The sequence below is a fragment of the Dyadobacter frigoris genome, assembly GCF_005280585.1.
GTDB lineage: Bacteria > Bacteroidota > Bacteroidia > Cytophagales > Spirosomataceae > Dyadobacter > Dyadobacter frigoris.
This window is the reverse complement of record NZ_SZVO01000012.1, coordinates 129,079-156,032: the sequence shown is the minus strand read 5'-3', so window position 1 is coordinate 156,032 and position 26,954 is coordinate 129,079. Positions and strand designations below refer to the sequence as shown.

Sequence of the window (26,954 nt, the reverse complement as noted above, 5' to 3'; positions counted from 1 at the left end):
TCAGAATTTAAGAGTTCGTACTTGTACACAAATCGCGAGTTACTCATAAAAAGCATGAAAATTTCAACAGTCCGACGGATGATGACCGCGAAAGGATAATTTTAAAACAAAATGCCAGCTTTTTACGACTGGCATTTGCACTTACGATTGATAAAGGAGGATTCTATAATGCAAGTGTATAAATTATTTATTAACCGGCAATGAACAACTTAGTTAACGGTAATGTACTTAACCAATTTCTCTCTATAAAAATCATTAACAGCAGATAATCAACCATTTACAAAATGTTTTATTTTTCAGGGATCAGTTACATAAATCACTTATCCGAGTCGAAAATTTTGCACTTTTCACATGTTTCAACTTACAGGAAAAGCTGGCATGGAGAATCAAAAAGCAGCATAAAAGAGCATTATTATTTAAAAAAACGGTTAGTATAAAAGTCTCTTTTTATATTTGTCGATATATCTGCATGTACATATCGACAAAATAATGAAAAAAATTCTATTACTACTCAGTCTCACCGCTCTTTATTCCACCACTTACGCGCAGTCCAAGCAACCTGAACAATCTACGCCAACAGATCGTACTTTTCAATTGGGAGAAGTAACAGTATCCGGAACTGGTAATAAAGATGGCAGCAGCACGCTCACTTACCAGAAAATCGAAAAATTCAACAGAAATGACATTTCAAATGCCCTGAATATCCTTCCCGGTGTGACTATCGCCAATGTCGGCCCGAGAAATGAATCGGTGGTTTATGTTCGTGGTTTTGATCTTCGTCAGGTTCCGGTTTTTATTGACGGTGTGCCGGTTTATGTGCCTTACGATGGCTATGTAGATATGGGCAGATTTACAACTTTTGACCTTGCAGAAATAAATGTATCCAAAGGTTTCACCTCAATTCTTTACGGAGCCAACACGATGGGTGGTGCAATAAATCTGGTTTCCCGCAAGCCTGTCAGCAAGTTTGAAATTAACGGAAGAGCCGGGATTTACAGTGGAAATGGCTACCGCTGGAATGTAAATGCAGGATCCAGAATGGGTAAGTTTTACTACCAGCTTGGCGCGTCTCAATTAAAACAGGATTCTTATCCCCTTTCAAAAGATTACAAACCAAGAAAATACCAGCAAACGGACGAAAGGGAAAATTCTTACCGCGACGATTTGAAATTAAGTGCCAAAGTTGGTTTCACACCAAATGCCACCGACGAATATGTGATCGGATATGTCAACCAAAAAGGAGAAAAAGGAACTCCGCCATATGTGGGTGACGATTCAAAAATTGTCACAAGATTCTGGAAATGGCCCAAATGGAACAAACAAAGCCTTTATTTTATTTCCAACACTGCTGTTGGTGAAAAAAATAAGGTCAAAACTAGGTTGTATTATGATACGTTTATCAACTCGCTTTATAGCTACGACGATACCACGTACACCAAACAAACCAAAGGTTATGCCTTCCAGAGTTTTTACAATGACTACACGCTTGGCGGAAATGCGGAATTTGAGTCGAAAGCTATTTCGAATAATATTTTCAAATTCAATGCACAATACAAACGCGATGTACACCGTGAACATGATTTGGGTGAACCTGTGCAGGCTTATATTGACAATACAATTTCTCTTGGAATAGAAAACACGTATCAGATTATACCTTCATTATCCGTTGTTCCGGGTATCAGTTTTAATGCCCGAAAAAGTGAAAAAGCACAGGAATATAACGCAACAACCAAGGAACTTTCCAATTTTGATAACAGCAAAAACAATGCAGTCAATGCACAGGTTGGCTTGTTTTGGGACATAACTACCAATCACTCGCTTCGAGGTTCGGTTGCAAGGAAAACACGTTTTGCCACAATAAAAGACCGCTATTCTTACCGGATGGGACTGGCAATTCCAAATCCGGAACTTTCGGCCGAGGTGGCTGTGAACTATGATTTGAGCTATTCCGCAAAAATTGCTGATAAACTTACTTTCCAGGCCAGCGTTTTCAAAAGTGATATCAATGACATTATCCAGCAGGTTGATAATGTGCAGCCAGGGAAATTTCAGCTGCAAAATGCTGGAAAAGCAAAGTTCCATGGAGCAGAGGCCGGGTTTGATTATCAGGTTATCAGCGGTTTGAAACTGGGTTCAAATTATTCGTATATCAAAAGAAAAAATATCACGAATCCGACGATCCTTTTCACCAATGTTCCGGAACATAAAATCTTCGCTTACGCCGATTATTCATTCCTGAAACGTGCTAACATTATGGCGAGTGCAGAACATAACAGCGGACGTTACAGCACAAGTTATGGAACTTCGGCAAAAGCTTATACGCTTGTCAACGCGAAGGCATCTGTAAAACTTTATAAATTCCTGTCTGCCGAAGCTGGTTTAAATAATATATTTGATAGAAATTATACGCTTGTAGAAGGCTTCCCGGAAGCGGGACGTAATTTCTTTGTCAATCTTGTTTTTAATCATTTTTGATATTATAACTTGAAATTAAAACAAGAAATATCGTCACGTACAAAATCAGGCTGGTTTGTTATCAGCCTGATTGCTTCGTTTTTTCTGTTTTGCAGCCTGATCCGGATTTTTCCTGATAGGAAACCTCAACCCTATATTTTAAAATACCCTTCCAATTTCGGCGGACGTTTTGTGATTCCTGAAAATAATCCGACTACAAAAGAAGGTGTGTATCTGGGCAGATTACTTTTTTATGAAAAGAAATTGTCGGCCGGAAACAAGATTTCCTGTGAAAATTGTCACCTGCAAAAACTGGCCTTTACCGATGGTAACGCGCTGAGCGTCGGCGTAAATAATTCACCGACCGCCAGAAGTTCTATGTCACTTGCGAATCTTTTATGGGTCAGGAATTTTTTCTGGGACGGACGCTCTCCAAGTCTTGAAACCCAGGCTGTTTTCCCCTTGACAAATCAACATGAAATGGGGCAAACACTTCCTGAAACCGTTTCCAAACTTCGAAAAACAAGTTTATATCCACCACTTTTCAAGGCTGCTTTTGGGGGCGATATTATAACGGAAGATCACGTTCTCAAAGCATTATCACAATTTGAGCGGATACTGATTTCTGCGAATTCTAAATATGACAAATATCTGGCAGGTACGTACAAACCAACTTTGGAAGAGCAAAGAGGTATGGCACTTTTCCAGAATTCGCCAGTTCCTGAAAAAAATATTCGCGGTGCCAACTGTGAGCATTGTCACGGTGGCCCTAAAAGTTTTAAAGAGCTTTTTCATAATAACGGCCTGGATAGTGTAGCCGCCGATATAGGAAGAGAACAATTTACGGGCCAGGCTTCCGACAAAGGCAGGTTCCGGGTGCCAACGCTTAGAAACATTATGCTGACAGCTCCGTATATGCATGATGGACGTTTTTCCACAATTGAGCAGGTTCTTGATCATTACAATGAACACATCCGGCAAAGTCCAACATTAAGCAGTTTTTTGATCGATGTTTCAAATCAAAAAGGAGGAAAAACATTGCTTTTGACAACTAGTGAAAAAAGCGATATCAACTCATTTCTTGCTATGCTGACGGATTCAGCGTTCATCACCAATCCGGAATTTTCAAATCCTCATCTAATCTTAAAATCTCAATAATATGTCCCAGATTAAATTTCCAGACTTCGTATCCAGGCTACTGGCAATCTATTTTTTTTGCATTTCGGTTTCTGTATTTTCTCAAAACGCAAATACAGTTTCTGTTTCCGGTGAAGTGACCACGCCGCTTAATCTTACCGTTCAGGATCTTTCAGGATTCAAACAGATCAGCCACAAAGTGAAAGACCGTGACGGAAAAGAACATGAATTTAAAGGTGTTGCATTGATTGAAGTATTTGAAAAAGCAGGTGTTACTACCGGCAGCAAATTAAGAGGCGAAAATCTTGCAAAATATGCGTTGATTAAAGCAGCGGATGGATACGAAGTGATTTATTCGCTTCCGGAAATTGATCCTGAATTTACAGATCAGGTTATCATACTGGCTACAGAAAAAGATGGGCAACCGCTGCCAAATGGAGAAGGTCCATTCCGTATTATTACACCAAATGACAAAAAACAGGCTCGCTGGATCAGAGAGGTACGGTCGATTAAGATTGTTTTTGCAAAAGATTGAATTGTCAATTATAGATATGAACTTTGGCTAAAGCCGGAAGCATTCGGGTGGATCTAACACCCAGGGTTGAAACCCTGGGTTAGGGAATTTGAGATCAGGAAGCTGGCTAAAGCCGGAAGTATCCGGGTGGATCTAACACCCAGGGTTGAAACCCTGGGTTAGGGAATTTGAGATCAGGAAGCTGGCTAAAGCCGGAAGCATTTGGGTGGATCTAACACCCAGGGTTGAAACCTTGGGTTAGGGAATTTGAGATCAGGAAGCTGGCTAAAGCCGGAAGCATTTGGGTGAATCTAACACCCAGGGTTGAAACCCTGGGTTAGGGAATTTGAGATCAGGAAGCTGGCTAAAGCCGGAAGCATCCGGGTGGATCTAACACCCAGGGTTGAAACCCTGGGTTAGGGAATTTGAGATCAGGAAGCTGGCTAAAGCCGGAAGCATTTGGGTGGATCTAACACCCAGGGTTGAAACCCTGGGTTAGGGAATTTGAGATCAGGAAGCTGGCTAAAGCCGGAAGCATTTGGGTGAATCTAACACCCAGGGTTGAAACCCTGGGTTAGGGAATTTGAGATCAGGAAGCTGGCTAAAGCCGGAAGTATCCGGGTGGATCTAACACCCAGGGTTGAAACCCTGGGTTAGGGAATTTGAGATCAGGAAGCTGGCTAAATCCGGAAGCATTTGGGTGGATCTAACACCCAGGGTTGAAACCCTGGGTTAGGGAATTTGAGATCAGGAGTTTGATTGATCCTGGATAGCTCTGAGACCTGATAGTGAAACCCTGTGACCCGTGATCTGGTCTAAAAATTAACCCAGGGTTTCAACCCTGGGTGGGCCAGGAACTAAGGACCTCCAAGGCTTTAGCCATTGCCCGAACTAAACCTTTCTCGCCGTATTAATCACATTGGCACCGTCAAAGCGTGAAGTAGAACTTCCATGAGAAACACAGCTGCTTTGCGAAGGCTGACCTTTTCCATCAAAGAAAGATCCTTCCACGCGAAAATCGCTGTCGTCACATATTTTTACACAGCTATTCCAGAACTCCTGGGTATTGGATTGATAGGCCACATCTTTCAACATACCGACAATTTCTCCGTTTTTGATTTCATAGAAAAGCTGCCCGCCAAACTGAAAATTATACCGCTGCTGATCTATGGAAAAAGAACCATAACCGACAATATAAATTCCTTTTTTGACATCTTTTATCATTTCTTCATACGAAAGTTTTTCCTTTTTAGGAGCCAATGAAACATTTGGCATTCTTTGAAATTGAACCGAATTCCAGCTATCGGCATACGAACACCCATGCGATTCCGTCTCTCCGATCATATGCACCTGATCACGCGTAGCCTGATAATTCACCAAAATTCCATCTTTTATCAAATCCCACTTTTTACTTTTCACACCCTCGTCATCCCAACCTACCGCGCCCATGGAACCTGGTTGAATTTTGTCCGCAAAAAAGTTTACGATCTTGCTTCCGTAATTAAAGTTTTTGGATTTCCATTTGTCCATCGTCGCAAAGGAAGTCCCGGCGAAATTGGCCTCATAACCTAAAACCCTGTCAAGCTCAGTGGCGTGTCCAACAGACTCATGAATGGTCAACCGAAGATGCGTTGGGTCCAGCACCAGATCATATTTTCCCGGCTCAACGGATTTCGCTTTTATTTTTTCCTTCACCTGAACAGCCGCCAAAGTCGCGTCATCGATCATGTCATAACGACTGTTAAATAAAGTCGTTTTTCTTCCAGTAATTCTGTCAGCTGGTTTACTTTCAAGATATTCATAACCCATCGCCTTGGCCGTCCCAAGCGAGTTTCTGGTCTGGAATTGTCCGCTGGCTTTATCAATTCCGGTTACGGTAAACGTCGGCCAAAGCCTGTGAATATCCTGATCAATATAAGAACCATCCGTGGAAGCGAAATATTTCTGTTCGTTCACCATAAACAGCTGTGAATTCACATAATCTGCACCGTTTTTCTGAGCCGCAGCATTTACAGCCATCAACAAATCCACCTTTTCCTTGATTGGAACTTCAAAAAGATTTTTAATGATCGGCGTTTTGTAGCTAACCTCACCAAAACCCTTTTGCGCCGCAAGCTGAACAGGTTCTGCCAAAAGTTTGGAATTCGCTTTGGCAATCGCTACTGCGATTTCAGCCGTTTTGGCAACATCCGTCTCCGTTTTTGCTTCTCCCAAAGAAGCAAATCCCCAGCATCCGTTAACGATCACCCGCACGCCAACTCCATAAGATTCCGTATTGACAATACTTTGAACCTTATCTTCCCGGGTTATAACAAACTGATTAAGATATCTCCCAATTCTGATATCGGCGTAAGATGCGCCCTTGGCAGTTGCGGTATTCAGTCCGGCATCGGCCAGTCTTTTTTTGACGATTACATCAAGTCCGGGTTCCAGTAATGCTTCACTTGCCACCGATCTTCCGCCAGGCGTTAGTACCGGAATTATAAAAGCGCCGGCCGCTATACTGGCTTGTTGGATAAAATCTCTTCTATTCAAAACAATGTTTTAATTTGAGGTTGAAAAATTAGATTGATGATCTTTTTGATTATCAATCAGACAGCATCAGACAAGCTTGTAAATGTGAAATCGCGGATTTTCATAGGCGGGATCATGTTACCGCCTGAACGCATCGGTTTTCCCATCGCCTCAATATTATTGAGCATCACTATCGGACTTTCATTGAAGCGGAAATTTTTAACCGGAAATTTGATCTTTCCATCTTCAATATAAAAAGTACCATCACGGGTTAGTCCTGTATAAAGAAGCGTCTGTCGATCCACATCCCGGATATACCAGAAACGTGTTACCAGAATTCCTTTTTGCGTACTTTTTATCAAATCAGCAATCGATTCGGTTCCCCCCTCAAAAATAAATCCTGACGGAGCGGCAATGGCTTTAACCCCTTTTTTCTCAGCCCAAAAACGCGAATAAAACATATTTTTGACAACTCCCTTTTCAATCCAGACAACCTTTTCCTGCGCCCTTCCATCAACAGTATTATCCCCGATTACAAAAGGAGAACCTGGAATATCGGCATTCATCGGGTCAGAATAGATTGTTATTCTTTCATCAAACAACTTCTCCCCCAAACGGTTTCCTCCTCCTTTTTTTGACAAAAAACTTCTTCCCTCATCAGCGCTTCTGGCATCCATGTTCGACATCATGTTGCGCATTAATTCAGCGGCCGCGGTAGGTTCCAGAATTACGGTATATCTTCCCGGTTCAATCGCTTGCGCCGCCGTGGAAGCCATCGCTTTTTGAAGCGCTGTTTGGGTAAGCGAAGCGCTATTCAGTTTTGAAACGTCGTTAAAATCACGAACCACATAACCAGAACCTTTTGCATCTTCCGTGCGAACTGTAATCGAATAATCTACCGAGGTCGTTTTGTAATAACCAAAAAGTCCTTTGCTATTTCCAATCGCTTTAAATCCGGCAGAATCTTCCAGATAACCCGCCGCTACGACTGATTTTTTCCTACAAAGATCAATGCTGTCGAGGGCAATTTGCGCTCTTTTATCCGGATCAATATTGGCTGTACTATCTGCGTATGATTTGGTTTCCGGATAGTTCTGCGGACCTAGCATACTCACATATTCCGGATTTTCGGGTGCGAGTTTGGCAAGTTCTTCCGCTCGTGCTACCGTTTTCTTAATCGATTCTTCGTCAAATTCATTGATAGTCGCTGTACCGGTTCTTTTACCGAAAACCGCTGTAACGGCCAGTGAAACATTTCTGGAATCACCGCTCGTGCTAACGGCATTTCTGGCGTAACGAATGTTTCCGACATTTTCCCCGCTCAGGCTTACACTCATTTCATCCGCCTTTGAAAAAGACAAAACTTTATCAATAATCTTTTTTGCTTCCTGCTGTGATAATATGCCCATTTTACTAAACTTTTTGAGACAAAAACTGTGAGAATAGCCAGTGAAGATGCCCGATTACTTATAAAGCTCGTTGAATAAAAGCTTGAAAGTACTGTGCGACTGCGCCCTGAAAATGATCTCCGGCCCGAAAGCATACAATTTTCCTTTTCCTACTTTGGCTTCAAAAGAAACCACGCCGCCATCCAGATATGAAATCCCCCAGGCCCAGCCGCTGCGAAGTGCCTTTTTTCCGGAAACCCAGGCCAACGGATTAACACCTTTTAAGGCCGCATCAGGATCCAGTCTGAAAACCGGACTGCTGCTGAAAACCATATCAGCAGTTGCCCCCATACCCCAGTTCGCTTTATTGGTCGTATCAACCGCAACCTGCAAAATACTTCCGGGAATGTAGTATTTGTCGCCTGGCAGAGGTTTTTCCTCACCTTTATTCATTTCAACCAACGCGTTATGTACCGGAAGTTTCAGATGGTAAGCCAGCGCGGTGCTGCTTCCTACGGTCACCACTGAGCCACCGTCTTCCATAAATTTCTTTAAGGCAGGAATTGATTTTTCCGCTGTCAGATATCCAAGCCAGGGACGAAATTCGGCCGGTATTTCAGACGCTTTCGGGTCTCTTGATCTTTTTGCCAGATCCGCAGATTTTGCCGTTACCGCAGGAATTCCAGCGCCCATAAACAAGATTACATCATATTTTGAATGAAGATCAACCGAATCGATATCTTTTGGATAGATAACGGTAAAAGCAAAATTATTTTGTTCTAAAAGCCAGCGTACCCAACCTGATGGCATCGAACCTCCGTACTGATCAAAAAGTGCAATTCTGGAAGCTGCGATCGGCGTGGTTTTAACTGCTCTATCCTTTGCCGCTGTCACTTTAATTCCATAATCCAAAGCTGCTTTTTCAAGTAATGCTTTTCCTTTTGCACCTACGAAGAATGAACCTGCGGGAGCCGAAGCCGATGTTTCATTAATCCGGGAAACCGGTACTTTTGCTTTCAGTAAATTATTCACCGTAGTAAAAGCGTCATTATTCTGGCTGCTTAAAATGTAACCTGCTTTGGCATCCGCCAGTTTATCAGCTTTGGGCTTTTGTAGTTCACCGTAAGGAATTGCGGTAAAAGGACCATCAAATCCATTCAAAATCCTGTCGAATTTTACGCCCATCTGGTAGGCCAGCGTCCAGCCTGCTACGTCATATGGTTTCAACGGAGGTCCGCCCGGATATTGGAAATCATTCGGGTGATCCTGAGGCTCAAACATATCCAGTACATGCGGACGGAAAGCCTGGTTTGTTTTTACTATATAGGAACCGGCCGGGTAACTTTTCCCTTCGACCGTGAAATCAGCAGTTGCAATATGCACCTGGATTCCGGATTTAATCAATGAATTCAGAAATTTAACAGCCGTGGGGAAATCAGGTTGTTTGGTAGAAATGATATAACCACGAGGATCTCTCAATGCCGGATCTTTATATACCGCATCAAAAAATTTAACCGGAACCCCGGGTCCGGGGCCATATTCATCACTTCTCGCAGCCAGCAGAGAATCTCTTTTTGCAGCCGCAGTATCTTTTTTGACTACTTTCTTATCAGCTTCATAAGTAGAAGTTACCGATGCCGAAAATTTCGGAAGCATTGTCCAGTGATCGGTGTTTCCGCGGTCAATGGCATTTTTTCCCATTTTGTAAATATTGTACAGCAACTCATCGCCTGATCTTCTGGCAAAATCAAAAACGGCATAATTAAGTGATACCGAATAATCGATGGATTGTCTGAATTTCCAATCCTGTGGTGTTACCGGGAAGGGTGTGGAATTATCAGGAATCAGTCTTTCGGGCACTAATGGAATTTTCGAGGGCGTAGGACCTCCAATTATTTCTGTTAAAATCCCGATCTGGTTATGAAAATAAGGCGCAGTCCGAAGTCCGCCGTTCCACCAGGTAGAATAATTTGAACCTGATAAACGAGTATAACCCGGTTTATCTTCAACATTCAGTCTGTTGATCATGGCAGCAGCAACGGCATCCAGGCCGGTGATAATCATTGGATCAAAAACGTGATTGAAAGGATCACGGTAAGGCGGGCCGGCCAAAACACTTCCGTCAGGTCCTGTTTGATGGTGATTATAAATAATCTGAGGCATCCATTCAATGTATTGCTGACGCGAAATATTGATGGTTTCCTTCATGTTGTTCATGTAGAAATCCCGGTTGTTATCGTGCCCTACATACTTCTGATAAAGTCTTGGAATTTTCATGTTCCGCTTTTTCTCATCCGCATCCTTCATATACCAGTTTGATACAAGTTCCTGTCCATCAGGATTTACCTGTGAAAGAAGGATAATTACGTTGTCAAGAATCGCCATCGTTTCAGGATCTGTTCTGCTGACAAGCTGGTAATACGTTTCAATCAGCTGATGCGCTCCCACAGTTTCCGTGGCATGAAGTCCGCCGTCAATCCAGATTACCGGTTTCCCTTCTTTTGCCAAAAGTTTGGCAGCCTCCGGGGTGATCCCCTCTGCACGGGCAAGTTTCTGGGATATTTCTTTATACCGGTCAAGCTTTTTAAGATTTTCGGGAGAAGAAACGATAAGCATATATTGATGCCTGCCTTCTTCGGTCAAACCAATCTCCACTACTTTTACACGGTTAGAAGCAGCCGCGACTTTTAAATAATAGGCTTCCGACTGCGTATAGGATGCCAAATGATAGTCGTCTCCGATATTAAATCCAAAATGTTCTTTAGGGGTGGGAACTGTCTGTGCGAGCGAGACAAAATTGAAAAACAGGAATAGTAATAAAAAATAACGGCAAATTTTCATTATAATAGGTTAAGTTAGGTAATTGGAGTAAATCAATAGATTATTAAGGTATTTTTGAAATACTATTTTTAAAAATGCTTTATTTTTGACGATAAACCAAATATTTATTTTTATAAGTTATCACTTGATTACACTTTTGGAAAGTTGAAAAAAGCCAGCTTATCAATTAAAATTTTTTTATCGCTAGATTTGGAAAAACCATTATAACCTGATCGCTGATTATGAAATTAAGTTCTGCTTTCCTTACTTTTCTGTTGATTTTTGTGGTTTCCACATCTTTCGCTCAGCAAAAATCCAAAGTCACCGACGATTGGAAACTTGGCGTTGCCATGTACACTTTCCATACCGTATCCTTTCCGGCTGCACTCGACAAGGTAGATAGTGCCGGGCTTCATTATATTGAAGGAATGACTTTTCACCGGTCTGGCCCGGATTTAAAGGATAGTTTGATTTCTCAATTATCACCTTCCGGCATTGCGAAATTGAAAAAACTGGTTACCGGAAAAGGGATCAAAATTGAATCCATTTATCTTGGAGGTGGCAAAACAGTGGCTTCCTGGAAGAAGGAATTTGAAATAGCAAAACTCTTCGGTGTGAAATTTGTTACAGCCGAGCCACCCGTTACAATGTGGGACAGCATCGACAGTCTGGCCGGTGTTTATGGTATGAAAGTGGCGATTCACGAACACTGGAAGGGTGTTAGTGCATACTGGCATCCTGATTCTGTGTTAGCCGCCATTAAAAACCACCCGAATTTCGGAGCCTGTGCAGATCTTGGTCACTGGCCTAAAAGTGGTGTTGATCCTTTGGACGCTGTTAAAAAACTAAAAGGGCATATCATTGCTATACACTTGAAAGATATTGCCGAATTTAACAATCCTAAAATTCAGGATGTAAGGGTCGGCACTGGTGTCGTTGATTTTCCGGGAATATTTGCTGAACTCAAAAAACAGGAATTTCGGGGTAACATTTACATTGAAAGAGATGCAGAGACGAAACCAAGTAATTTACCCTCAGTGATTGAAACCGTTAAATACTATAATGAAGAAGTGAAGAAATTAAAGTAATTATTGCGTTTTTGCTTTTAAGACAACTAAACAGGCTGGTACCGCTTCTATCCGGACGCGATATCAGCCTGCTTAATTTTATGAAGATAAGGACATTACAGGCTCTAATTTCCATAATTAAGGTTTTTAAATATTAGCTGAATATTAAAAAATGCCCCTGTTGTCAAAAGAGGTATTTACGGGCAAAAAGTTATTCTTACTTTTGAAAAATATCTATTATCCCTAACAATGAAAAGTGCTCTGAATTTTTTCTCAAAGGATAGAATAATTCTTTATGTTTATTTGATTTTAAGTATTGTAATCAGTTTGATTTTTTACAATCAGGGACCTCGGCGTTTCAACAATCTGATCATTTACCGACAGTCCTTTTTTCATCTGCTTGACCACAAAAATCTATATCTGGAATATCCCTCAGAGTACTATGATATATTCTTGTATCATCCTGCATTCACAGTTTTTTTTAGCCCGCTAAGCTTAATTCCGGTTTCATTATCACTGATTTTATGGACAATTATCAGTTCGCTTTTTATCTATTATGCAGTCAAAATGATGCCGGTTGCAGAAAAGGCAAAGATATTTTTATACTGGTTTGTACTGATTGAACTGTTAAATAACCTGCATAGCCAGCAAACCAATTCCGTAATTGCCGCACTAGGCTTATTGACCTTTATTTTTCTTGAAAAATCAAAACCAAAACGGGCGGCTCTTTTTCCTTTGCTGGCCTTTTGCATCAAGGGTTACGGTCTTGTTTTCGCAATACTTTTTCTATTTTATCCTGAAAAGAAAAAATATATTACTTATTCCATTTTGTGGCTGATCGCCTTAACGCTTCTTCCATTACCTTTTACCGGAAAGGATTATTTCTTACAGGTTTATCAAAATTGGATAACTTGCCTGATCGATGACCACAAGGTTAATTTTGGCTCTTCGGTAATGGGACTGATGAAATTGGCGATGCCATCTTTTACCGAAAATGATCTTAGCAAAGTACAGCTTGCAGGTCTTATCCTATTTGCCATAACCATGGTATATAACTGGATAAAAGGCACTTACAAAACTAAAAAGCAACGACTGCTTTTGCTGGCTTATACCTTTTTATGGGTTATACTTTTTAATCATACATCCGAATCTCCTACTTACATTATTGCCATCACTGGTGTAGGACTTTTTTTCGTTGCCAACAAAAGCAGTCAAAATGTTTGGTGGAAACCACTAACACTCTTTGTTCTGGCTTTTTGTATTCTGGTCAACAGGGATTTCTTTCCATCATCATGGCCCATTGATGAAACAATACCTCCGCTCGTAGTACGCGTTTTACCTTGTCTTTTAGTTTGGATTATAGTACAAATTCAACTGTTTATACCTTCCAAAATAAAAAACTTTGCTATGGAAGTAGAAATTTCGCGTTCATCTTCTTTCTAAATACCACCTTTGTCTCACTAAGAAGGATCTACGGCAACTGCGTCAATTTCAATCAAATAGCCATGATGCAGCTCAGGAACCGGCACAACCGAACGTGCAGGTTTTGTCTCCCCCAGCATTTCAGCATAGACCAGGTTGAACGCCGGCCAATGCGCTACGCCAACCAGATAGACTGTCACTTTCAACAAATGAGACGGGTCGCCGCCCGCGGCTTCAAGAATGGCCAGCAGGTTTTTCAAAGCCTGTCTTGCCTGTATTTCAAACGGTTCATTAAAGGTATGCTCTCCTGCGGCCGTTACAGGCAATTGTCCGGAAATATACATTTGTCCCTGAAAAACAGTTGCCTGTACATAATGCCCGCCAGCAGGCGCAGCTTTATCCGTTTTTATAATTTTTATTGAAGGATTCATTTTTAGTTTGATTAAAACATCGGAATTTATCTGGTATATACCCGCCTTTTCCAACAGACACTTGCAAATCTACAAAAGTTATTTATTACAGATATTGTTCAGATTTTCGCTTAGTAAGTATAGGGAATAATTTATCCCCATTGAATCATTTTTCCCTTATTGCGGGGCCAGCAGATAGTCTGACTTTTGTAAAAACAAAACGAAAAATCATGAAAGTAGGTGCATTTAAAATAGATCCGGAGGAATTTACAGGACAAAGAATATTGGTAACCGGGGGTACAAAAGGTGCAGGAAGAGCCATTTTCGAAAGACTGGCAAAAGCCGGTGCAAACATTTTGACAACAGCCAGAACAATTCCTGACAATATGAACGCTTCGCAAATTATTCAGGCAGATATCAGTATAAAACAAGGCACTGCCAAAGTTATTGAAGAAACGATCAAAAGGATGAACGGCCTTGATATCCCGATCAATAGTGCTGGTGGTTCCTCCGCGCCAACCGGCGGCGTGATGGCACTTGAAGAGCAAGATTGGGAGACGATCTTAACTGTGTATCTAACAGGTGCCGAGTACATTATTGATGGAGGAACGGTTCCAACTCTTTAATTTTCGTAAACAAATGAGCCGAATAATTATTTTATTCGGCTCATTTATTTTATATATTTGAGCCGAATAAAAAGATTAATCGGCTCACAATGTACAACTGGCAGCGGCCGCAATGGCCAGATTTCGTTTACAACCTTTCAGATTCAGAGGATCTGTTGTTATCTTTTGCGGAAGAGACAGGAAATATTGCCGGAATCCTGCAAGTTTCTCCGGAAAGTGTGAAAACTGAAAATCTTCTTGATATTATGGTAGCCGAAGCTATCAAAACATCCGAAATTGAAGGCGAATTTATAAGCCGCATCGATGTCGTTTCTTCAATCAGAAATAATTTAGGACTCAATATCAGTCCACAATTTGTGAAAGATAAACGGGCTTTGGGATTGAGTGCATTAATGATCGATGTTCGTAAAACCTATGCAGATTTACTGACTGAGGAGAAACTTTTTGAGTGGCATATAATGCTGTTAGGTCAAAATCAATCAATTAATTCGGGAAAGTGGCGCAAGGGGACTTCACCGATGCAGGTTATTTCAGGAACTGTCGGGAAGGAAAAAATACATTTTGAAGCGCCTCCCTCCGCTCAGCTTCCACAGGAGATGAAAAGATTCATACAATGGTTTAATGAAACTGCACCCGGAGGTAGTAATGAAATCAGGAAAGCACCTGTTCGCTCGGCTATTGCACATTTATTTTTTGAGTCAATTCATCCTTTTGAAGACGGCAATGGGCGTATAGGAAGAGTTTTAGCTGAAAAATCTTTATCCCAAACCATGGGCCGCCCAGTGATTCTAAGCTTGTCCCGAAAAATTGAGACTGACAGAAAAGCTTATTACAATGCTCTGGAAAATGCACAACACAGTACAGACATTACTGCATGGATCCATTATTTTACACAAACTCTACTGGATGCCCAAATTGAGGCAAAAAAATTATTGAATTTCACTTTACAAAAAACAAATTTTTTTGACCAATTTAAAAACATTTTTAACGAGCGTCAGGCAAAAGCAATAAGAAAAATGCTTGAACCCGGACCTGACGGTTTTCAAGGAGGAATGACCGCAAAAAAATACATGAGCATTACCAAAACCTCAAAAGCTACGGCGACACGAGATCTTCAAAATCTTGTTGAAATAAGAGCTTTAAAAGTTGGCGGCGGCGGAAGGAATGTAAGTTATTCACTTCCCATTTAACAGATCAGGGTTTTCAAATTCAATTCTGACTTTATCATAAAGACTAATAACCCGCATAGCCAGCGAAATACATTCTTCTGATGTCATTTGATCAATGGTATTGATAATTGCATTGGCCGTAAGTTTCCCTTCTTTGTCAAATCCTGGACCCATTTTCCTGATCTGGTTTGTAATGCTTTCCCACTCCGGACTGAGTGTATCAGAAAAATATTTGGGAACAATAATATTGAAATAGGCAGCCTGAGATCTTAAATATTGTTTTGACAATAAGATATTACTGTTCAAACTTGCCACAAGTTTGGACAGTTCGGTGTAGACGAAAATGTTTGACTTATTCACTATTGATTACGTTGAGGGTTCAATGTTTAAAGTTACAAATTATGCCTAAATAGAAACAACTTATACATTATAATTTTTTCAATAAATGGATCACCGGAATAACCTTAAAATAATACTGAGCATTTTTTTTTGCGAATAGTTATAAATAAAAAAATAATATTTTTAAAATATTCAAGTAACTAATAGTAACAATATAGCACTCTCAAAACGACCTGAAGTCAGCACTAAACTCTATGGTATATACGTAATAACCTATATCTCTTTCAGGATATTTATTTAAAAAATTATTTCAGTTACAAATTGATAGTCCCGACTTAAAATTGAAGATAAACATCAGATTTACAAAAAGTTAAGGCAAAGAAAAAGCTCCGGAAAATCCGAAGCTCTTTTACTAAATATTTCTCACAGTCTTAGTTAGTAAGACTTGTAGTAAAATTACTACGATTATTGTAGAAATCCGAATTTCAACAGAACGCATTTTATAAATAATCCAAATTAACTATTGTTCGGTTTAAACGATGGTTGGTTTAATAGGGCATTCAGGTCTCATCAACGAATCAAATTTGGGAATATTCTTCATCCATAGTTCGACTCACAATTAAAACACCATCTTGGATCTTAGTATAGTCCTAGTTACACAAAACTTGATTTATTTAAGATTTTACAAAATCCTGTATCAAATCTGCAAGCTCAGCAGGATATTCCACCGGAATCAGATGACCCGAATTCCTAATTTCTTTAAAGGTGGCAGATGGAAAATATTTCGTAAATTCTTTGCGTAGATAACTACTTGAAAAATTCGGATCTTTTGAACCGCTGATAACCAATAAATTCGAGTTTACAATCGGCATAAAAGACGAAATATCTTCACGTGAACCTTTTTCCAGCCATGAAACCCAGCCCATTTCAGAGATTTGCAGATGCTCGCGCACAGCACTTTCAAATAAAAACTCCGGTAGTGGTTTTGCAGTAATTTTTCCTATTAATTCTTCTATTGCAAGCTTATTACCATAGGACTCCAGCATCTTTTGCCTGTACGTTTCTGTCATCGGTTCTGGTGTTGGAGGTGATGGAGCAACCAAAATCAGTGATGTCACATCCAGCGTTTTTTTGGCAGCGATGTAAAGCGCTATCTTCCCTCCCATAGAATGCCCGACTAATACATAACGATCAATTTTAAGATCCTTTATCAGATCAGTTACATACTGCGCGTGCTCATGTACAGAAACCTCCCAGGCAGTTGTGGGTGAATGACCAAATCCGCAAAGATCTATAGAAACGCAGTGAAAATCGTCCGCAAGTGAATCAGTAACAGCAGACCACGAGTTTGATGAGCCTCCAAAATAATGAAGAAAAACAATTGTGATATCGTTACCACCGCCTTTCCTGACATAATTCAAATCGATATTGTGCATATATGTTTTGTTAAACTATTTTAAGCCGGGCATCCTGGTTCGTAATTTCAAACATTTCTCCGTGCGGAATAATGGTAATTTGTCCGTATTCTTTCAAAAGCATTTTGCAGGCATCAGCTACCGGTCAGGGATTAGGCAGAGGATCATCCATTTCCGATTGCCGGGCCGGATAAGGTTGTTTCTGACCTTTAAAATCTATGGCCCTGGGATATTGTTTCATAGTTTGTTGATGAAGTGTTGAAAAAAGCAGGATTTGAAAAATTCAGGCTCGCTGCTTTTCTGTAAATTTTTTCTATCTACAAATCCCATGCCTTTAAATTGCACTAATCTATTTGAAAGTCGTAAGATTCAAACATGTCTATTTTCTACAATAAAATAATACCGAGACATTTAATTAAATATAAGATTGCGGAGAAAGAAGATTTCCCTCAATCTCTTATTCTTTTATTTATCAAAATACAGGCAGATCATCTTTAAAATCATGGAATCATTTTCTTTCACGATTCCACGATCAGCTCCCAGAAAGGCATAACCCGGCGTCCCTTAAAACCCAAAAGCTCGTATACTTTACCCGCCCTTGTGTTAGTATTGACAAAGTGAAGAAAAGGGATAATCCCTGCTTCCATATTATTTTTTGCCACATGACTGACAAGCATTTTCGCATAACCTTTTCCCGTATGTAACGGATGCGTAGCCACAGCGCTGATTTCTGAAAAGCCTGTCATCCTGAGCCTTTCACCTGCCATTGCCACGAGCTTTTTATCTTTCCTGATTCCAAAATAACTGCCGAGAAGCGGCGTGTCTTTATAGAAATATCCAGGTTGAACCTCATTAATCAGTTCAAGCATTTCCGCACGGTCGTCTTCTGTAAGTGTTAGTATTTCTTCTATTGGTTTGTGTATAAGTTTTTCGGCGTTTTCGCAAACCATTTGAATACAATCCAGTTTCCTGCCGATAGTCCAGCCAGGAGCAGGAGCTGCAAGTTTGCCAACCATAAATAATTTCTCCCCTGTCGAAATCCATGGACGCAAGGCATTCAGATCAACTTTTTCCGGATTTTCACATCCCAGTATCTGCAGCGTTTCCGGACGGTAGCGAGCTATATTATCGGCACCAAAAGCAAAGTTTTTATGTACAGTCTGCAATGCGTGCCAAACAGGATTGTCAAGGATTTTATAAGAATCAGAAGTCATAGGAGATTATTGTCAAACGAATTTATGTTACTATACAAAAGTATAGGCCTATTACTATACTGATTTAATAGACCTACCTTTGAAGTGTTATTTTAAGGTTACAACTTGTTTATGGCCTTAAAATAACACTCAATAAACAATATTAACATTAACTTTTTCAAAAATGTCACAAACTACATGGGTTGTTGATAAGCTGCACTCGGAAGTGCAGTTCAAAGTAAAACATCTTGTTATTTCCACAGTTACTGGTTCATTTACATCGTTCAGCGGTCAGGCCACTACCGAGGACGATCAGTTTGAAGATTCTAAAATTGAATTTTCAATTGATGTAAACAGTGTTTTCACAAGCCAGGAAGGTCGTGATGAGCACTTGAAGGGAGCAGATTTCTTCGATACTGAAAACTTTCCACAAATTAATTTTGTATCAACTTCTTTCAAAAAAGCGAAAGGCGATGTATACAATCTGATTGGTAATCTTACCTTGAAAGGTGTTACAAAAGAAGTAGAACTTGAAGCAGAATACGGCGGAACTGAGAAAGACCAATTCGGCAATGTAAAGGTAGGATTCGAAGTTACCGGAACCGTAAATCGTAAAGATTTCGGCGTTTCCTTTAACTCTCTTACCGAAACAGGCGGACTTGCGCTGGGTGAAAACATAAAAGTAATTGCCAACATTCAGCTTGCAAAACAAGCTTAGAAATCAATAAAAAAACAGCACTGTGCCAACTTGATAGCTTTTGCAGTGCTGTTTTAATTACTTTGATTTAATAAATCTTGTCAGGATTTAAGGCCATAAATTCCTGGCTTTCCTGATCATTTGCTTCCAAGGACACAGACGCGATCGACGCATTTTTCTGCCCCCATGCAAATACAAGCGGTAAAATAAAGAGCGCAGCAAAAGTGGAAGCAATCAGCCCGCCAACAACCGCCCGACCTAACGGCGAAGACTGATCACCCGCCTCACCAAGTCCGCTGGCCATAGGAAGCATACCCACAACCATCGCCAGAGAAGTCATCACAATCGGTCTCATCCGCAAAGCTGCCGCTTCCTTCGCTGACGCTAATGCATTGCCATTAACAAGCCGGAGCTGTTCTGCATTGGTAATCAACAACACGGCATTGGAAATAGAAACACCGACCGACATGATAATACCCATGTAAGATTGTAAGTTCAAAGTAGATCCTGTCAAAAGCAGCATCGCAAGCGCACCCAAAATTACCGCAGGAACAGTGGTAAGAATAATTGCAGAAACCCTGAATGATTGAAAGTTAGCCGCCAGCATTAAAAATATTACCACAATCGCAACCAGAAGTCCGCTTTGCAAACTGCTCAAAGTATCCGTCAAAGTTGAGCTCATCCCGATTTGCCCGACGGTAATTCCCCTTGGAAGTTCTCCTAACGCAGCAATCGCTTTCTGCACATCAACAGTTGCTGCACCAAGATCTTTATCATTCAAATTGGCGGTAACAGTTAGCACCGGCAAAGCACCCAGGTTATCATTTTCGCCATAAGTTGTATCCAGCTTAATTGTAGCCACATCACTAAGTACCGGTCTGCTTGTATTTTTCAAAAGCGGGATCTCCCCTATTTCATCCAGTGAGTTCATCTGATTTTCAGGAATCTGAACCTGAACATTATAGCTCAAACCACTTTTTTCATCAACCCAGATATTTTTATCCGTGTAACGGGAAGACGATGTCGATGCCGTCATGGATCTTGAAATATCTGTGATATCGGTACCAAGCTGAGCAGCGCGAACCCTATCCACTTCAATGTTAATAGCCGGATATTTGTTGGATTGTCCGAGCTGTATATCACGCATATAGCTGATTTTGGCCAATTCAACCATCAGCTTTTTGGCATACTGCTCGTTGAGTTTTTTATTTCTTCCACCAAAACGTATTTCCACAGGTGTTGGCGAACCCTGACTTAAAATCTTGTCAGTCAATTCCATAGGCTCAAACGAAAGACTCACATCAGGGATTGAATCATGAACACGGCTGCGGATTTTCTCTTTAAGTTCATCCAGATTGGTTTTAAAACCCTCTTCCAAAGCTACTTGCAAAACAGCTTCCTGCGGGCCTGCCATCCAGAGATAAATCGGGTTGGAAGAAAAGAGTGCCGGATGCTGACCTACGTAAGCAGAAGTAACTGAAACATTTTCCGGGCCGACAATATTTTTAATAATCTGGATCATGCCCAGCGTTTTCTCTTCGGTTCTTTCAATCCTGGTACCTTCAGCTGCACGAAGCCTTACCTGAAACTGGGAGCCGTTCACTTTCGGAAGTACATCTTTACCAATAATTGACAGCAGAAAAGCCGTTAAAGCAATTGTCACAATCAAATATATGATAACAATCGGCCTTCTGAGCGGTAAAGTCCTGTCTACAAATCTTAAAAAACGCAAACGAAGTTTTTCAAAGCCCGACAGCTTTTCCTCAGGTGCGTCATGTGCTTTCGCTTTGTGCCCTTTCATGATCCAGTTGGCCATTACGGGTACAAAAGTCTGGGAAAGAAAGTACGAAACGATCATACTAAAACCGATTGCCAAAGCAAGCGGAAGAAAGAGCGACCCGGGAATTCCTCCCATTGTAAAAGCAGGTGCAAATACGGCAAGAATACAAAAAAGGATCAAAAGTTTTGGAAAAGCAATTTCCCGGCATGCATCCCAAATGGCCAGCCGCTTGGGTTTTCCCATATCAAGATGCTGGTGAATATTTTCTATGGTTACCGTACTTTCATCCACCAGAATCCCGATGGCCAGTGCAAGACCGCTCAAAGTCATGATATTGATGGTTTGCCCGAATAAATTCAGAAACAAAACACCGGCGATTATCGAAGTCGGAATCGTTAATATTACAATTAAAGCACCTCTTGGATCTCCCAGAAACAGGAGAACCATCAGACCAGTCAAAACGGCACCGAGCGCTCCTTCTGTAATCAGGCTTTTTACAGAGTTAATTACATAAACTGACTGGTCAAATTCGTAAGTCAAATGCACATCAGCCGGAAGCTGCGCCTGCATTTTTGGTAAAGCTGCTTTCAGTTTCTGGACCACCTCCCAGGTTGACGCATCAGCACTTTTGGCAATACTTAAATAAACCGAACGTTTTCCGTTAACCAATCCGTAGCCCACCGTAATATCGGCAGCATCCTCCACAGTGGCCACATCGCGTAGATAAAGATTCTGAACGCCTCCCTTAAATAAAGGAATATCTGCAAAATCCTTGATGTTGTGAATCGTCGTGTTTGTAGGTGTAATGTAATTTTTGGTCCCCATCCGCACATTTCCTGAAGGCGCTGTCTGATTATTAATCCGGATGGCTTCCACCAGCTGATCCGGTGTCATGTTGTGTGATCTGAGCAGCGCAGGATCTGCTTTTATAACGATTGTCCTGATATTTCCACCAAAAGGAGGTGCCGAAACCAAACCCGGGATTGTTGTAAATGAAGACCTTACATAGGTATTGGCAAGATCAAGAAGTTCGTTGTTTCCCCTTATATCGCTGCTTACGATCAGCTCGCCGATTGGAAGCGTTGAAGCATCAAAACGGATAATAAAGGGCGGCTGTGAGCCTGGTGGAAAAATTGCCTGTGCCCGGTTACAGGAGGCACTCACCTCGGCAGCGGCCTGGGCCATATTTGTACCGGGATAAAAATTAACCTTGATTAACGTTAGTCCCTGAATATTTTTGGTTTCAATACTTTTAATACCGTTTACATACAACAGCAGGTTTATATAAGGTTTGGCAAAAAAAGTTTCCATCTGATTGGGCGTATAACCTCCAAAAGGGTGAGATATATACAATACCGGCATATCAAGTTTTGGAAAAATATCAATCTTGATATTACGCAGCGCATTGATCCCGAAAAACAGCATGGTAGCCACAATTACCATCACGGTAATCGGTTTCCTTAATGCTAAAAGAATTAAATTCATGATAGAGTGAATGAAAAGAAATAGGAAGAATACTTATATTTTCTATAAAAATTTACTAAAAGTCATTTAAAATTGTACTAAATCAAGGATTAAATATTGGGCACTCATAAGCTCACTAATTTAATTCATGATCCGTTTACTATTCAATTAAATTGTAACTGTTCATATATTATAATTGAATTTTAATGACAGAAAAACCAAATCGTTTTTATATCAGTTTGTCTGCAATCTCTTTTGCGGTTTTCATCGACTCCTGGTTTTTATAAATGGATCCGCTTACGGCTGCTCCTTCTAAAAGAAGAAATAGCGCATCGCCAAGCAGGTTATGGGTTAATGTCTGATTGTTTTCCGGTAAGTCTTTGATAATATTGACAATAAAAACCTTCAACCGGTTTTTTTGATGGCTGACCGCATCGAATACCTGGCTATCCTGCCTGGAAACCTCAGCACTTATTTTGATAAACTGGCAACCTCCGAAACTACGCTTGCTTTGCCTTTCCATTCGAAAATCAAATAGTGCAAGCAGTTTTTGCTTAGGATCTGTAAAGCTGGCGGTAAAATTTTCCATTTCTGTGAACCATATATCTTCGGCCTCTTTCAGATAAACCAGCAAAAGATGCGTTTTGGATTCAAAATGGTTGTAAAGTGATGCTCTGGCGATATCAGCTTCTTCAATGATCTGATTGATCCCTGTAAGATTATAACCCTGCTCATAAAATAATCTTGAAGCTACTTCAAGAATCCGTTCGCGTACCGCTGATTTTTTCATCGGGTAAAACTAACATTAAAAAAATATATAGACAAGTCTATCTGTTTTCTTTGCCACAATATAAATTCTGAAAATTATCAGGCCTCACGTTAAAAAAATCCCAAAAAGTATCGTGTCAAGATGCCGCCTGAGGCATTTCACTATCAGGCTCAGGTTTTACTGCGTGAATCAGATCCGCCGCAGTATACAAAACTGTTCCGGACCGGCGCCTTACGAAAATGCACCTGCATTCTAACACAATCCGGGATTTCGGGTAATTTCCACAGCCAACTCCTGATCAACTTATTGTACCGGATTTAGTACCGACTAAAAAATAAAAATCCTAAATTACTGGCAACCTTAAACTTACAACCGAAGCTAACGATCTATCCAAATCAAGCTATATAAGATATAAACCCGGTGAAATCCTGTTGTTTGCAAGGAAGCGTGAATTTTCTTGTGATTATAACGACGCTGTATAAATTTCAACTTTCATTTTATATTGAAAAAGGGATAATTGAGCCGCAAAGCCTTAATTATCCCTTTTTCAATATAAGTAACAAAACTAAGGTCTTATTTTTCCAAGTTTTACAGACGTGCGGCTATCAGCTATAAACCCTTTTCATTTTTATTTTAACATTACTTCTGATCACAAGCGGCACTTTTTCTACTTTCACAGAACTGCTGTCGAGCCCAAACCATTTATCTTCTGAGTTGGTAATATTTTTAATAGCGAAGTAAAAATTCATCACAAATTCCTCATACCAGGGAAGGTCATTTTCCACAGACAGATAGCGTTCCAGCACCACAAAACGAAAATCGCCCATAATATTCTGGCGGTTCAGCGATTCGTAACGGCTCGTGATATCCACTTCCTTGTTAAGCACCATATCCTGTACCACTTTTCTAAGAAAAAGATTGATGCGCTGTTCGACCCGGAAACCAAGGCGGAATGTGATCTTAATTACATCATCTTCTGCCATAATATTGACGTGGTAATCCATTGTGTAGGGTTCATCCGTTGTTTCAACATGGACAAACCAGAAAATATCAGCACGTTTAGGCCTTTTTTGAAATATGGAATAAATGATTTTGCTTTCAATCTCATTTTCTCCTGCTGCATTTGACATAAATATCAAATGTGTGGAATATTTCGGAATGCTGATATCATTGCTCAATTCCCGCAAAGCCGGGATATGTTCATCCAGATTTACAAATTCAGTAAGACGAAGTTTGATCGAATTTGCTTTTAGCCACATTGCCATAATATCGGCAATAATCACGGCCAGAAGTAAAGAAACCCAGCCTCCATGTGTAAATTTCAAAAGATTGGCAGCAAGGAACGAGCCTTCAATAGTCAGATAAACCAGCATAAAAGCGGCAATCCATAACTTGTTTATCTTATGGACGTACAGGTAAAACGACATCAGCAATGTCGTCATGATCATTGTCAGCGTAATAGCAAGTCCATACGCAGCCTCCATGTTGGATGATTCCTGAAAATAAAGCACGATACCGATACAGCCTGCCCACAAAAGCCAGTTTACGCTTGGTACATAGAGTTGCCCTTTTTGATCACTAGGATAAACAAGACGAACTTTTGGCCATAAATCCAGCCTGATCGCTTCTGAAATAAGTGTGAAAGAACCACTTATCAAAGCCTGGCTGGCAATGATCGTTGCCATGGTGGCTATACAAATTCCGGGCAGCAAAAACCAGTCGGGCATGATTTCATAAAATGGTTTGCGCCCGTTTAAAAACTCGCCGTTGTGAAGCGCAAGCCAAGCACCCTGACCGAAATAATTGATAACAAGACAGCTTTTTACATAAATCCAGCTAATCCGGATATTGCCTCTTCCGCAATGTCCAAGATCCGAATAAAGTGCTTCTGCTCCCGTTGTACAAAGAAATACAGATCCAAGCAGCCAAAAGCCGCCGGGATGTTTTGACAAAAGCTCGTAACCATAATATGGATTAAATGCTTTGAAGATTTCAGGATGATAAATAACCTGAGAAAGTCCAAGTACCAGCAGCATCAAAAACCAGATCACCATTACCGGACCGAAAGCCCTGCCAACAATGGTGGTTCCAAATACCTGGATAATAAAAAGAAGTGTCAGAATTCCGATTACAATGGGGATAGTTTCAATATTTGGATACAAAATCCTCAGGCCTTCCACCGCCGAAGAAACTGAAATCGGAGGTGTTATAATTCCGTCCGCAAGCAATGTACTGGCACCAATAATGGCAGGAATCGTCAGCCACTTGGCATTTTTACGGACCAGCGCATAAAGAGCCAGAATCCCTCCTTCCCCATTATTATCTGCCCGAAGAATCAGAATTACGTATTTCAGGGTTGTTTGCAGCGTCAGCGTCCAGAAAATCAACGACACCGAACCGTAGACGACATCCAGGGAAATACGCTCTTTGCCAATAATAGCCTGCATGGCATATAAAGGAGATGTTCCGATATCTCCGTAAATAATCCCGAGTGCGACCAAAAGACCAGCAGCCGAGGCCCTGTCACTATGTTTAAGAGAACTCATTGTTGATGCTTAAAATGTCTTATGCTTATGTATAGGGTAACTTATTTTTCGATACGCAGACCCAAAAACAAGCCAACGCCGCTGCAAAGGTGTTTAATTTGCTTAAAAGTATCATACCAAATCAGCAATCTTTTATTTTTTTAAATCCCAACAAAAAAACCTGCTTAAATGTCTGGACGACAAAAGCAGGTTTTAGTAACTTTTTGTTTTAGATTTGAAACTATTCAATTGATGAATTTTCAGTGAGCATGTCCATTAAATCCTGAGCGTCGCCATCGAATTTTGTCCCGTTCACAAAAAACGAAGGCGTGCCGTTGACACCGCTACGGATTCCGCTTTCAAAATCTGATTCTACTTTCTGTTCCAATTGCGGATTTTGAATATCTTCCTTAAATTGCTCAATATCAAGACCAATTCCGGATGCCATTTTAAACAATCCTTCGTTACTTAATAAATTTTGGTTTTCAAAAATGATGTCATGCATTTCCCAGAATTTATCCTGCAAAGCAGCTGCTTCACTGGCAACGGCCGCTGGCATGGCAAATTCATGCGATTCGGACAAAGGAAAATTCCTGAATACAAAACGGATCTGCTGACCAAACTTTTCTTGAATTTCTTTTAAGACCGGAAATGCCACGCCGCAAGACGGACACTGGTAATCCCCATACTCAACAATTTCTATCGAAGCCTTCGCAGAGCCCTGAACGTGGTCATGGCTGCTTACTTCAGGTTTTAAGTGATTGGACATTTCGTTTTAATTTTTTGGCGTGATAGATTCCAATGCATCCAGTATTCCATCCGCTCCCGGATTAACAGATACCTGCGACAGATAACTCCATGCAACATATCCTTCTTTATCTATGACAAATAAAGCACGGTTGCTTTCGCCCTGCTGCTCATCATAGACGCCGTATAACTTTGAAACCTCGCCTTTCGGCTCAAAGTCAGCCAGTAAAGGGAAATGTAGTTTTCTGGAATCAGAAAAGGCCAAATGGCACCATTTACTATCGACCGAAATACCAAGAATCGTCGCATTGTATTTGTCAAAATATTTCAGCATTTCATTATAAAGTACCATCTGATCAGAACAAACCGGGCTCCAGTCGGCAGGATAAAATGCAAGAATTACATTTTTACCTTTCAGTTCACTTAACGAAAACTGCCGATCCGGCGTGGCAAATAATTTAAAATCGGGTGCTTTATCTCCTTTTTGTAACATCATTATATTTT

General features: G+C 40.7%; 20 protein-coding genes. 8 read left to right on the top strand and 12 right to left on the bottom strand.

The genetic code is table 11. The features are described 5' to 3' along the window. The first annotated feature begins 489 nt into the window (after positions 1 to 489). Genes FDK13_RS23935 through FDK13_RS23925 form a run of 3 tightly spaced genes read left to right on the top strand, consistent with a single transcriptional unit; the run spans position 490 to position 4,126 of the window. Complete coding sequence (locus FDK13_RS23935) at positions 490 to 2,475, top strand: TonB-dependent receptor plug domain-containing protein (RefSeq protein ID WP_137342538.1); 1,986 nt, start codon at positions 490 to 492, stop codon at positions 2,473 to 2,475. Between the two features lie 9 nt (positions 2,476 to 2,484). Then, complete coding sequence (locus FDK13_RS23930) at positions 2,485 to 3,612, top strand: cytochrome-c peroxidase (protein ID WP_137342537.1); 1,128 nt, start codon at positions 2,485 to 2,487, stop codon at positions 3,610 to 3,612. A gap of 1 nt (position 3,613) precedes the next feature. After that, entirely contained in the window at positions 3,614 to 4,126 is a 513-nt protein-coding gene (locus FDK13_RS23925; RefSeq protein ID WP_137342536.1) for a molybdopterin-dependent oxidoreductase, read from the top strand. A gap of 870 nt (positions 4,127 to 4,996) precedes the next feature. Here FDK13_RS23925 and FDK13_RS23920 read toward each other — a convergent pair. The 3 genes from FDK13_RS23920 to FDK13_RS23910 are packed head-to-tail and all read right to left on the bottom strand — an operon-like array spanning position 4,997 to position 10,848. Continuing rightward, the gene (locus tag FDK13_RS23920; RefSeq protein ID WP_137342535.1) at positions 4,997 to 6,640 is read right to left on the bottom strand and encodes a TldD/PmbA family protein; all 1,644 of its coding nucleotides are present in this window, start codon (positions 6,638 to 6,640) and stop codon (positions 4,997 to 4,999) included. A 56-nt stretch (positions 6,641 to 6,696) separates the two neighbouring features. After that, the gene (locus FDK13_RS23915) at positions 6,697 to 8,028 is read right to left on the bottom strand and encodes a TldD/PmbA family protein (protein ID WP_137342534.1); all 1,332 of its coding nucleotides are present in this window, start codon (positions 8,026 to 8,028) and stop codon (positions 6,697 to 6,699) included. Positions 8,029 to 8,082: 54 nt separating this feature from the next. Continuing rightward, positions 8,083 to 10,848: a M14 family metallopeptidase gene (locus tag FDK13_RS23910; RefSeq protein WP_137342533.1), complete on the bottom strand. Its 2,766-nt coding sequence runs from the start codon at positions 10,846 to 10,848 to the stop codon at positions 8,083 to 8,085. 221 nt (positions 10,849 to 11,069) lie between these two features. Between FDK13_RS23910 and FDK13_RS23905 the strand changes: the two genes are divergently transcribed. Both FDK13_RS23905 and FDK13_RS23900 read left to right on the top strand, forming a co-directional pair. Next, positions 11,070 to 11,915 carry a sugar phosphate isomerase/epimerase family protein gene (locus FDK13_RS23905; RefSeq protein WP_137342532.1) on the top strand — a complete coding sequence of 282 codons (846 nt, stop codon included), beginning with the start codon at positions 11,070 to 11,072 and terminating at the stop codon, positions 11,913 to 11,915. A gap of 228 nt (positions 11,916 to 12,143) precedes the next feature. Next, positions 12,144 to 13,337, top strand: a complete 1,194-nt coding sequence (locus tag FDK13_RS23900) for a glycosyltransferase family 87 protein (protein WP_137342531.1) — start codon at positions 12,144 to 12,146, stop codon at positions 13,335 to 13,337. Positions 13,338 to 13,354: 17 nt separating this feature from the next. On the opposite strand, the gene FDK13_RS23895 is transcribed toward FDK13_RS23900, so the two are convergent. Further along, positions 13,355 to 13,747, bottom strand: a complete 393-nt coding sequence (locus FDK13_RS23895; RefSeq protein WP_137342530.1) for a RidA family protein — start codon at positions 13,745 to 13,747, stop codon at positions 13,355 to 13,357. A gap of 140 nt (positions 13,748 to 13,887) precedes the next feature. Between FDK13_RS23895 and FDK13_RS23890 the strand changes: the two genes are divergently transcribed. Both FDK13_RS23890 and FDK13_RS23885 read left to right on the top strand, forming a co-directional pair. Then, complete coding sequence (locus tag FDK13_RS23890) at positions 13,888 to 14,352, top strand: SDR family NAD(P)-dependent oxidoreductase (RefSeq protein ID WP_137342529.1); 465 nt, start codon at positions 13,888 to 13,890, stop codon at positions 14,350 to 14,352. Between the two features lie 89 nt (positions 14,353 to 14,441). Beyond that, positions 14,442 to 15,542 (top strand): Fic family protein, encoded by a 1,101-nt coding sequence (locus FDK13_RS23885; RefSeq protein ID WP_137342528.1) that lies wholly within the window; start codon positions 14,442 to 14,444, stop codon positions 15,540 to 15,542. On the opposite strand, the gene FDK13_RS23880 is transcribed toward FDK13_RS23885, so the two are convergent. The 3 genes from FDK13_RS23880 to FDK13_RS23870 all read right to left on the bottom strand — a co-directional run bounded on the left by FDK13_RS23880 (position 15,528) and on the right by FDK13_RS23870 (position 18,489). Then, positions 15,528 to 15,881, bottom strand: a complete 354-nt coding sequence (locus tag FDK13_RS23880; protein WP_137342527.1) for a hypothetical protein — start codon at positions 15,879 to 15,881, stop codon at positions 15,528 to 15,530. The two genes, FDK13_RS23885 and FDK13_RS23880, sit on opposite strands and share 15 nt — an antisense overlap. A 653-nt stretch (positions 15,882 to 16,534) precedes the next feature. Further along, positions 16,535 to 17,296 carry an alpha/beta fold hydrolase gene (locus FDK13_RS23875; protein ID WP_137342526.1) on the bottom strand — a complete coding sequence of 254 codons (762 nt, stop codon included), beginning with the start codon at positions 17,294 to 17,296 and terminating at the stop codon, positions 16,535 to 16,537. Positions 17,297 to 17,793: 497 nt separating this feature from the next. Beyond that, the gene (locus FDK13_RS23870; protein WP_137342525.1) at positions 17,794 to 18,489 is read right to left on the bottom strand and encodes a GNAT family N-acetyltransferase; all 696 of its coding nucleotides are present in this window, start codon (positions 18,487 to 18,489) and stop codon (positions 17,794 to 17,796) included. A gap of 163 nt (positions 18,490 to 18,652) precedes the next feature. On the opposite strand from FDK13_RS23870, the gene FDK13_RS23865 reads away from it, so the two are divergent. Further along, positions 18,653 to 19,186 carry a YceI family protein gene (locus FDK13_RS23865; protein ID WP_137342524.1) on the top strand — a complete coding sequence of 178 codons (534 nt, stop codon included), beginning with the start codon at positions 18,653 to 18,655 and terminating at the stop codon, positions 19,184 to 19,186. Between the two features lie 67 nt (positions 19,187 to 19,253). On the opposite strand, the gene FDK13_RS23860 is transcribed toward FDK13_RS23865, so the two are convergent. The 5 genes from FDK13_RS23860 to FDK13_RS23840 form a co-directional block, all read right to left on the bottom strand. Continuing rightward, on the bottom strand, positions 19,254 to 22,430 hold the full coding sequence (locus FDK13_RS23860) for an efflux RND transporter permease subunit (protein WP_137342523.1): 3,177 nt from the start codon (positions 22,428 to 22,430) through the stop codon (positions 19,254 to 19,256). Between the two features lie 208 nt (positions 22,431 to 22,638). Beyond that, positions 22,639 to 23,199, bottom strand: coding sequence for a TetR/AcrR family transcriptional regulator (locus FDK13_RS23855; RefSeq protein ID WP_137342522.1), 561 nt, complete (start codon positions 23,197 to 23,199; stop codon positions 22,639 to 22,641). Between the two features lie 584 nt (positions 23,200 to 23,783). Beyond that, positions 23,784 to 25,724 carry a KUP/HAK/KT family potassium transporter gene (locus FDK13_RS23850; RefSeq protein ID WP_137342521.1) on the bottom strand — a complete coding sequence of 647 codons (1,941 nt, stop codon included), beginning with the start codon at positions 25,722 to 25,724 and terminating at the stop codon, positions 23,784 to 23,786. Between the two features lie 220 nt (positions 25,725 to 25,944). Further along, entirely contained in the window at positions 25,945 to 26,472 is a 528-nt protein-coding gene (locus FDK13_RS23845; protein ID WP_137342520.1) for a DsbA family protein, read from the bottom strand. Positions 26,473 to 26,478: 6 nt separating this feature from the next. Beyond that, positions 26,479 to 26,946, bottom strand: coding sequence for a redoxin domain-containing protein (locus FDK13_RS23840; protein ID WP_229216193.1), 468 nt, complete (start codon positions 26,944 to 26,946; stop codon positions 26,479 to 26,481). Between the last annotated feature and the right edge of the window lie 8 nt (positions 26,947 to 26,954).

Excerpts from the sequence above, each read along its gene's own strand:
- FDK13_RS23935 (WP_137342538.1), top strand. The coding sequence starts at position 490 with ATGAAAAAAATTCTATTACTACTCAGTCTCACCGCTCTTTATTCCACC.
- FDK13_RS23925 (WP_137342536.1), top strand. The coding sequence starts at position 3,614 with ATGTCCCAGATTAAATTTCCAGACTTCGTATCCAGGCTACTGGCAATC.
- FDK13_RS23915 (WP_137342534.1), bottom strand. The coding sequence starts at position 8,028 with ATGGGCATATTATCACAGCAGGAAGCAAAAAAGATTATTGATAAAGTT.
- FDK13_RS23910 (WP_137342533.1), bottom strand. The coding sequence starts at position 10,848 with ATGAAAATTTGCCGTTATTTTTTATTACTATTCCTGTTTTTCAATTTT.
- FDK13_RS23905 (WP_137342532.1), top strand. The coding sequence starts at position 11,070 with ATGAAATTAAGTTCTGCTTTCCTTACTTTTCTGTTGATTTTTGTGGTT.
- FDK13_RS23900 (WP_137342531.1), top strand. The coding sequence starts at position 12,144 with ATGAAAAGTGCTCTGAATTTTTTCTCAAAGGATAGAATAATTCTTTAT.
- FDK13_RS23895 (WP_137342530.1), bottom strand. The coding sequence starts at position 13,747 with ATGAATCCTTCAATAAAAATTATAAAAACGGATAAAGCTGCGCCTGCT.
- FDK13_RS23885 (WP_137342528.1), top strand. The coding sequence starts at position 14,442 with ATGTACAACTGGCAGCGGCCGCAATGGCCAGATTTCGTTTACAACCTT.
- FDK13_RS23875 (WP_137342526.1), bottom strand. The coding sequence starts at position 17,296 with ATGCACAATATCGATTTGAATTATGTCAGGAAAGGCGGTGGTAACGAT.
- FDK13_RS23870 (WP_137342525.1), bottom strand. The coding sequence starts at position 18,489 with ATGACTTCTGATTCTTATAAAATCCTTGACAATCCTGTTTGGCACGCA.
- FDK13_RS23865 (WP_137342524.1), top strand. The coding sequence starts at position 18,653 with ATGTCACAAACTACATGGGTTGTTGATAAGCTGCACTCGGAAGTGCAG.
- FDK13_RS23860 (WP_137342523.1), bottom strand. The coding sequence starts at position 22,430 with ATGAATTTAATTCTTTTAGCATTAAGGAAACCGATTACCGTGATGGTA.
- FDK13_RS23855 (WP_137342522.1), bottom strand. The coding sequence starts at position 23,199 with ATGAAAAAATCAGCGGTACGCGAACGGATTCTTGAAGTAGCTTCAAGA.
- FDK13_RS23850 (WP_137342521.1), bottom strand. The coding sequence starts at position 25,724 with ATGAGTTCTCTTAAACATAGTGACAGGGCCTCGGCTGCTGGTCTTTTG.
- FDK13_RS23845 (WP_137342520.1), bottom strand. The coding sequence starts at position 26,472 with ATGTCCAATCACTTAAAACCTGAAGTAAGCAGCCATGACCACGTTCAG.
- FDK13_RS23840 (WP_229216193.1), bottom strand. The coding sequence starts at position 26,946 with ATGATGTTACAAAAAGGAGATAAAGCACCCGATTTTAAATTATTTGCC.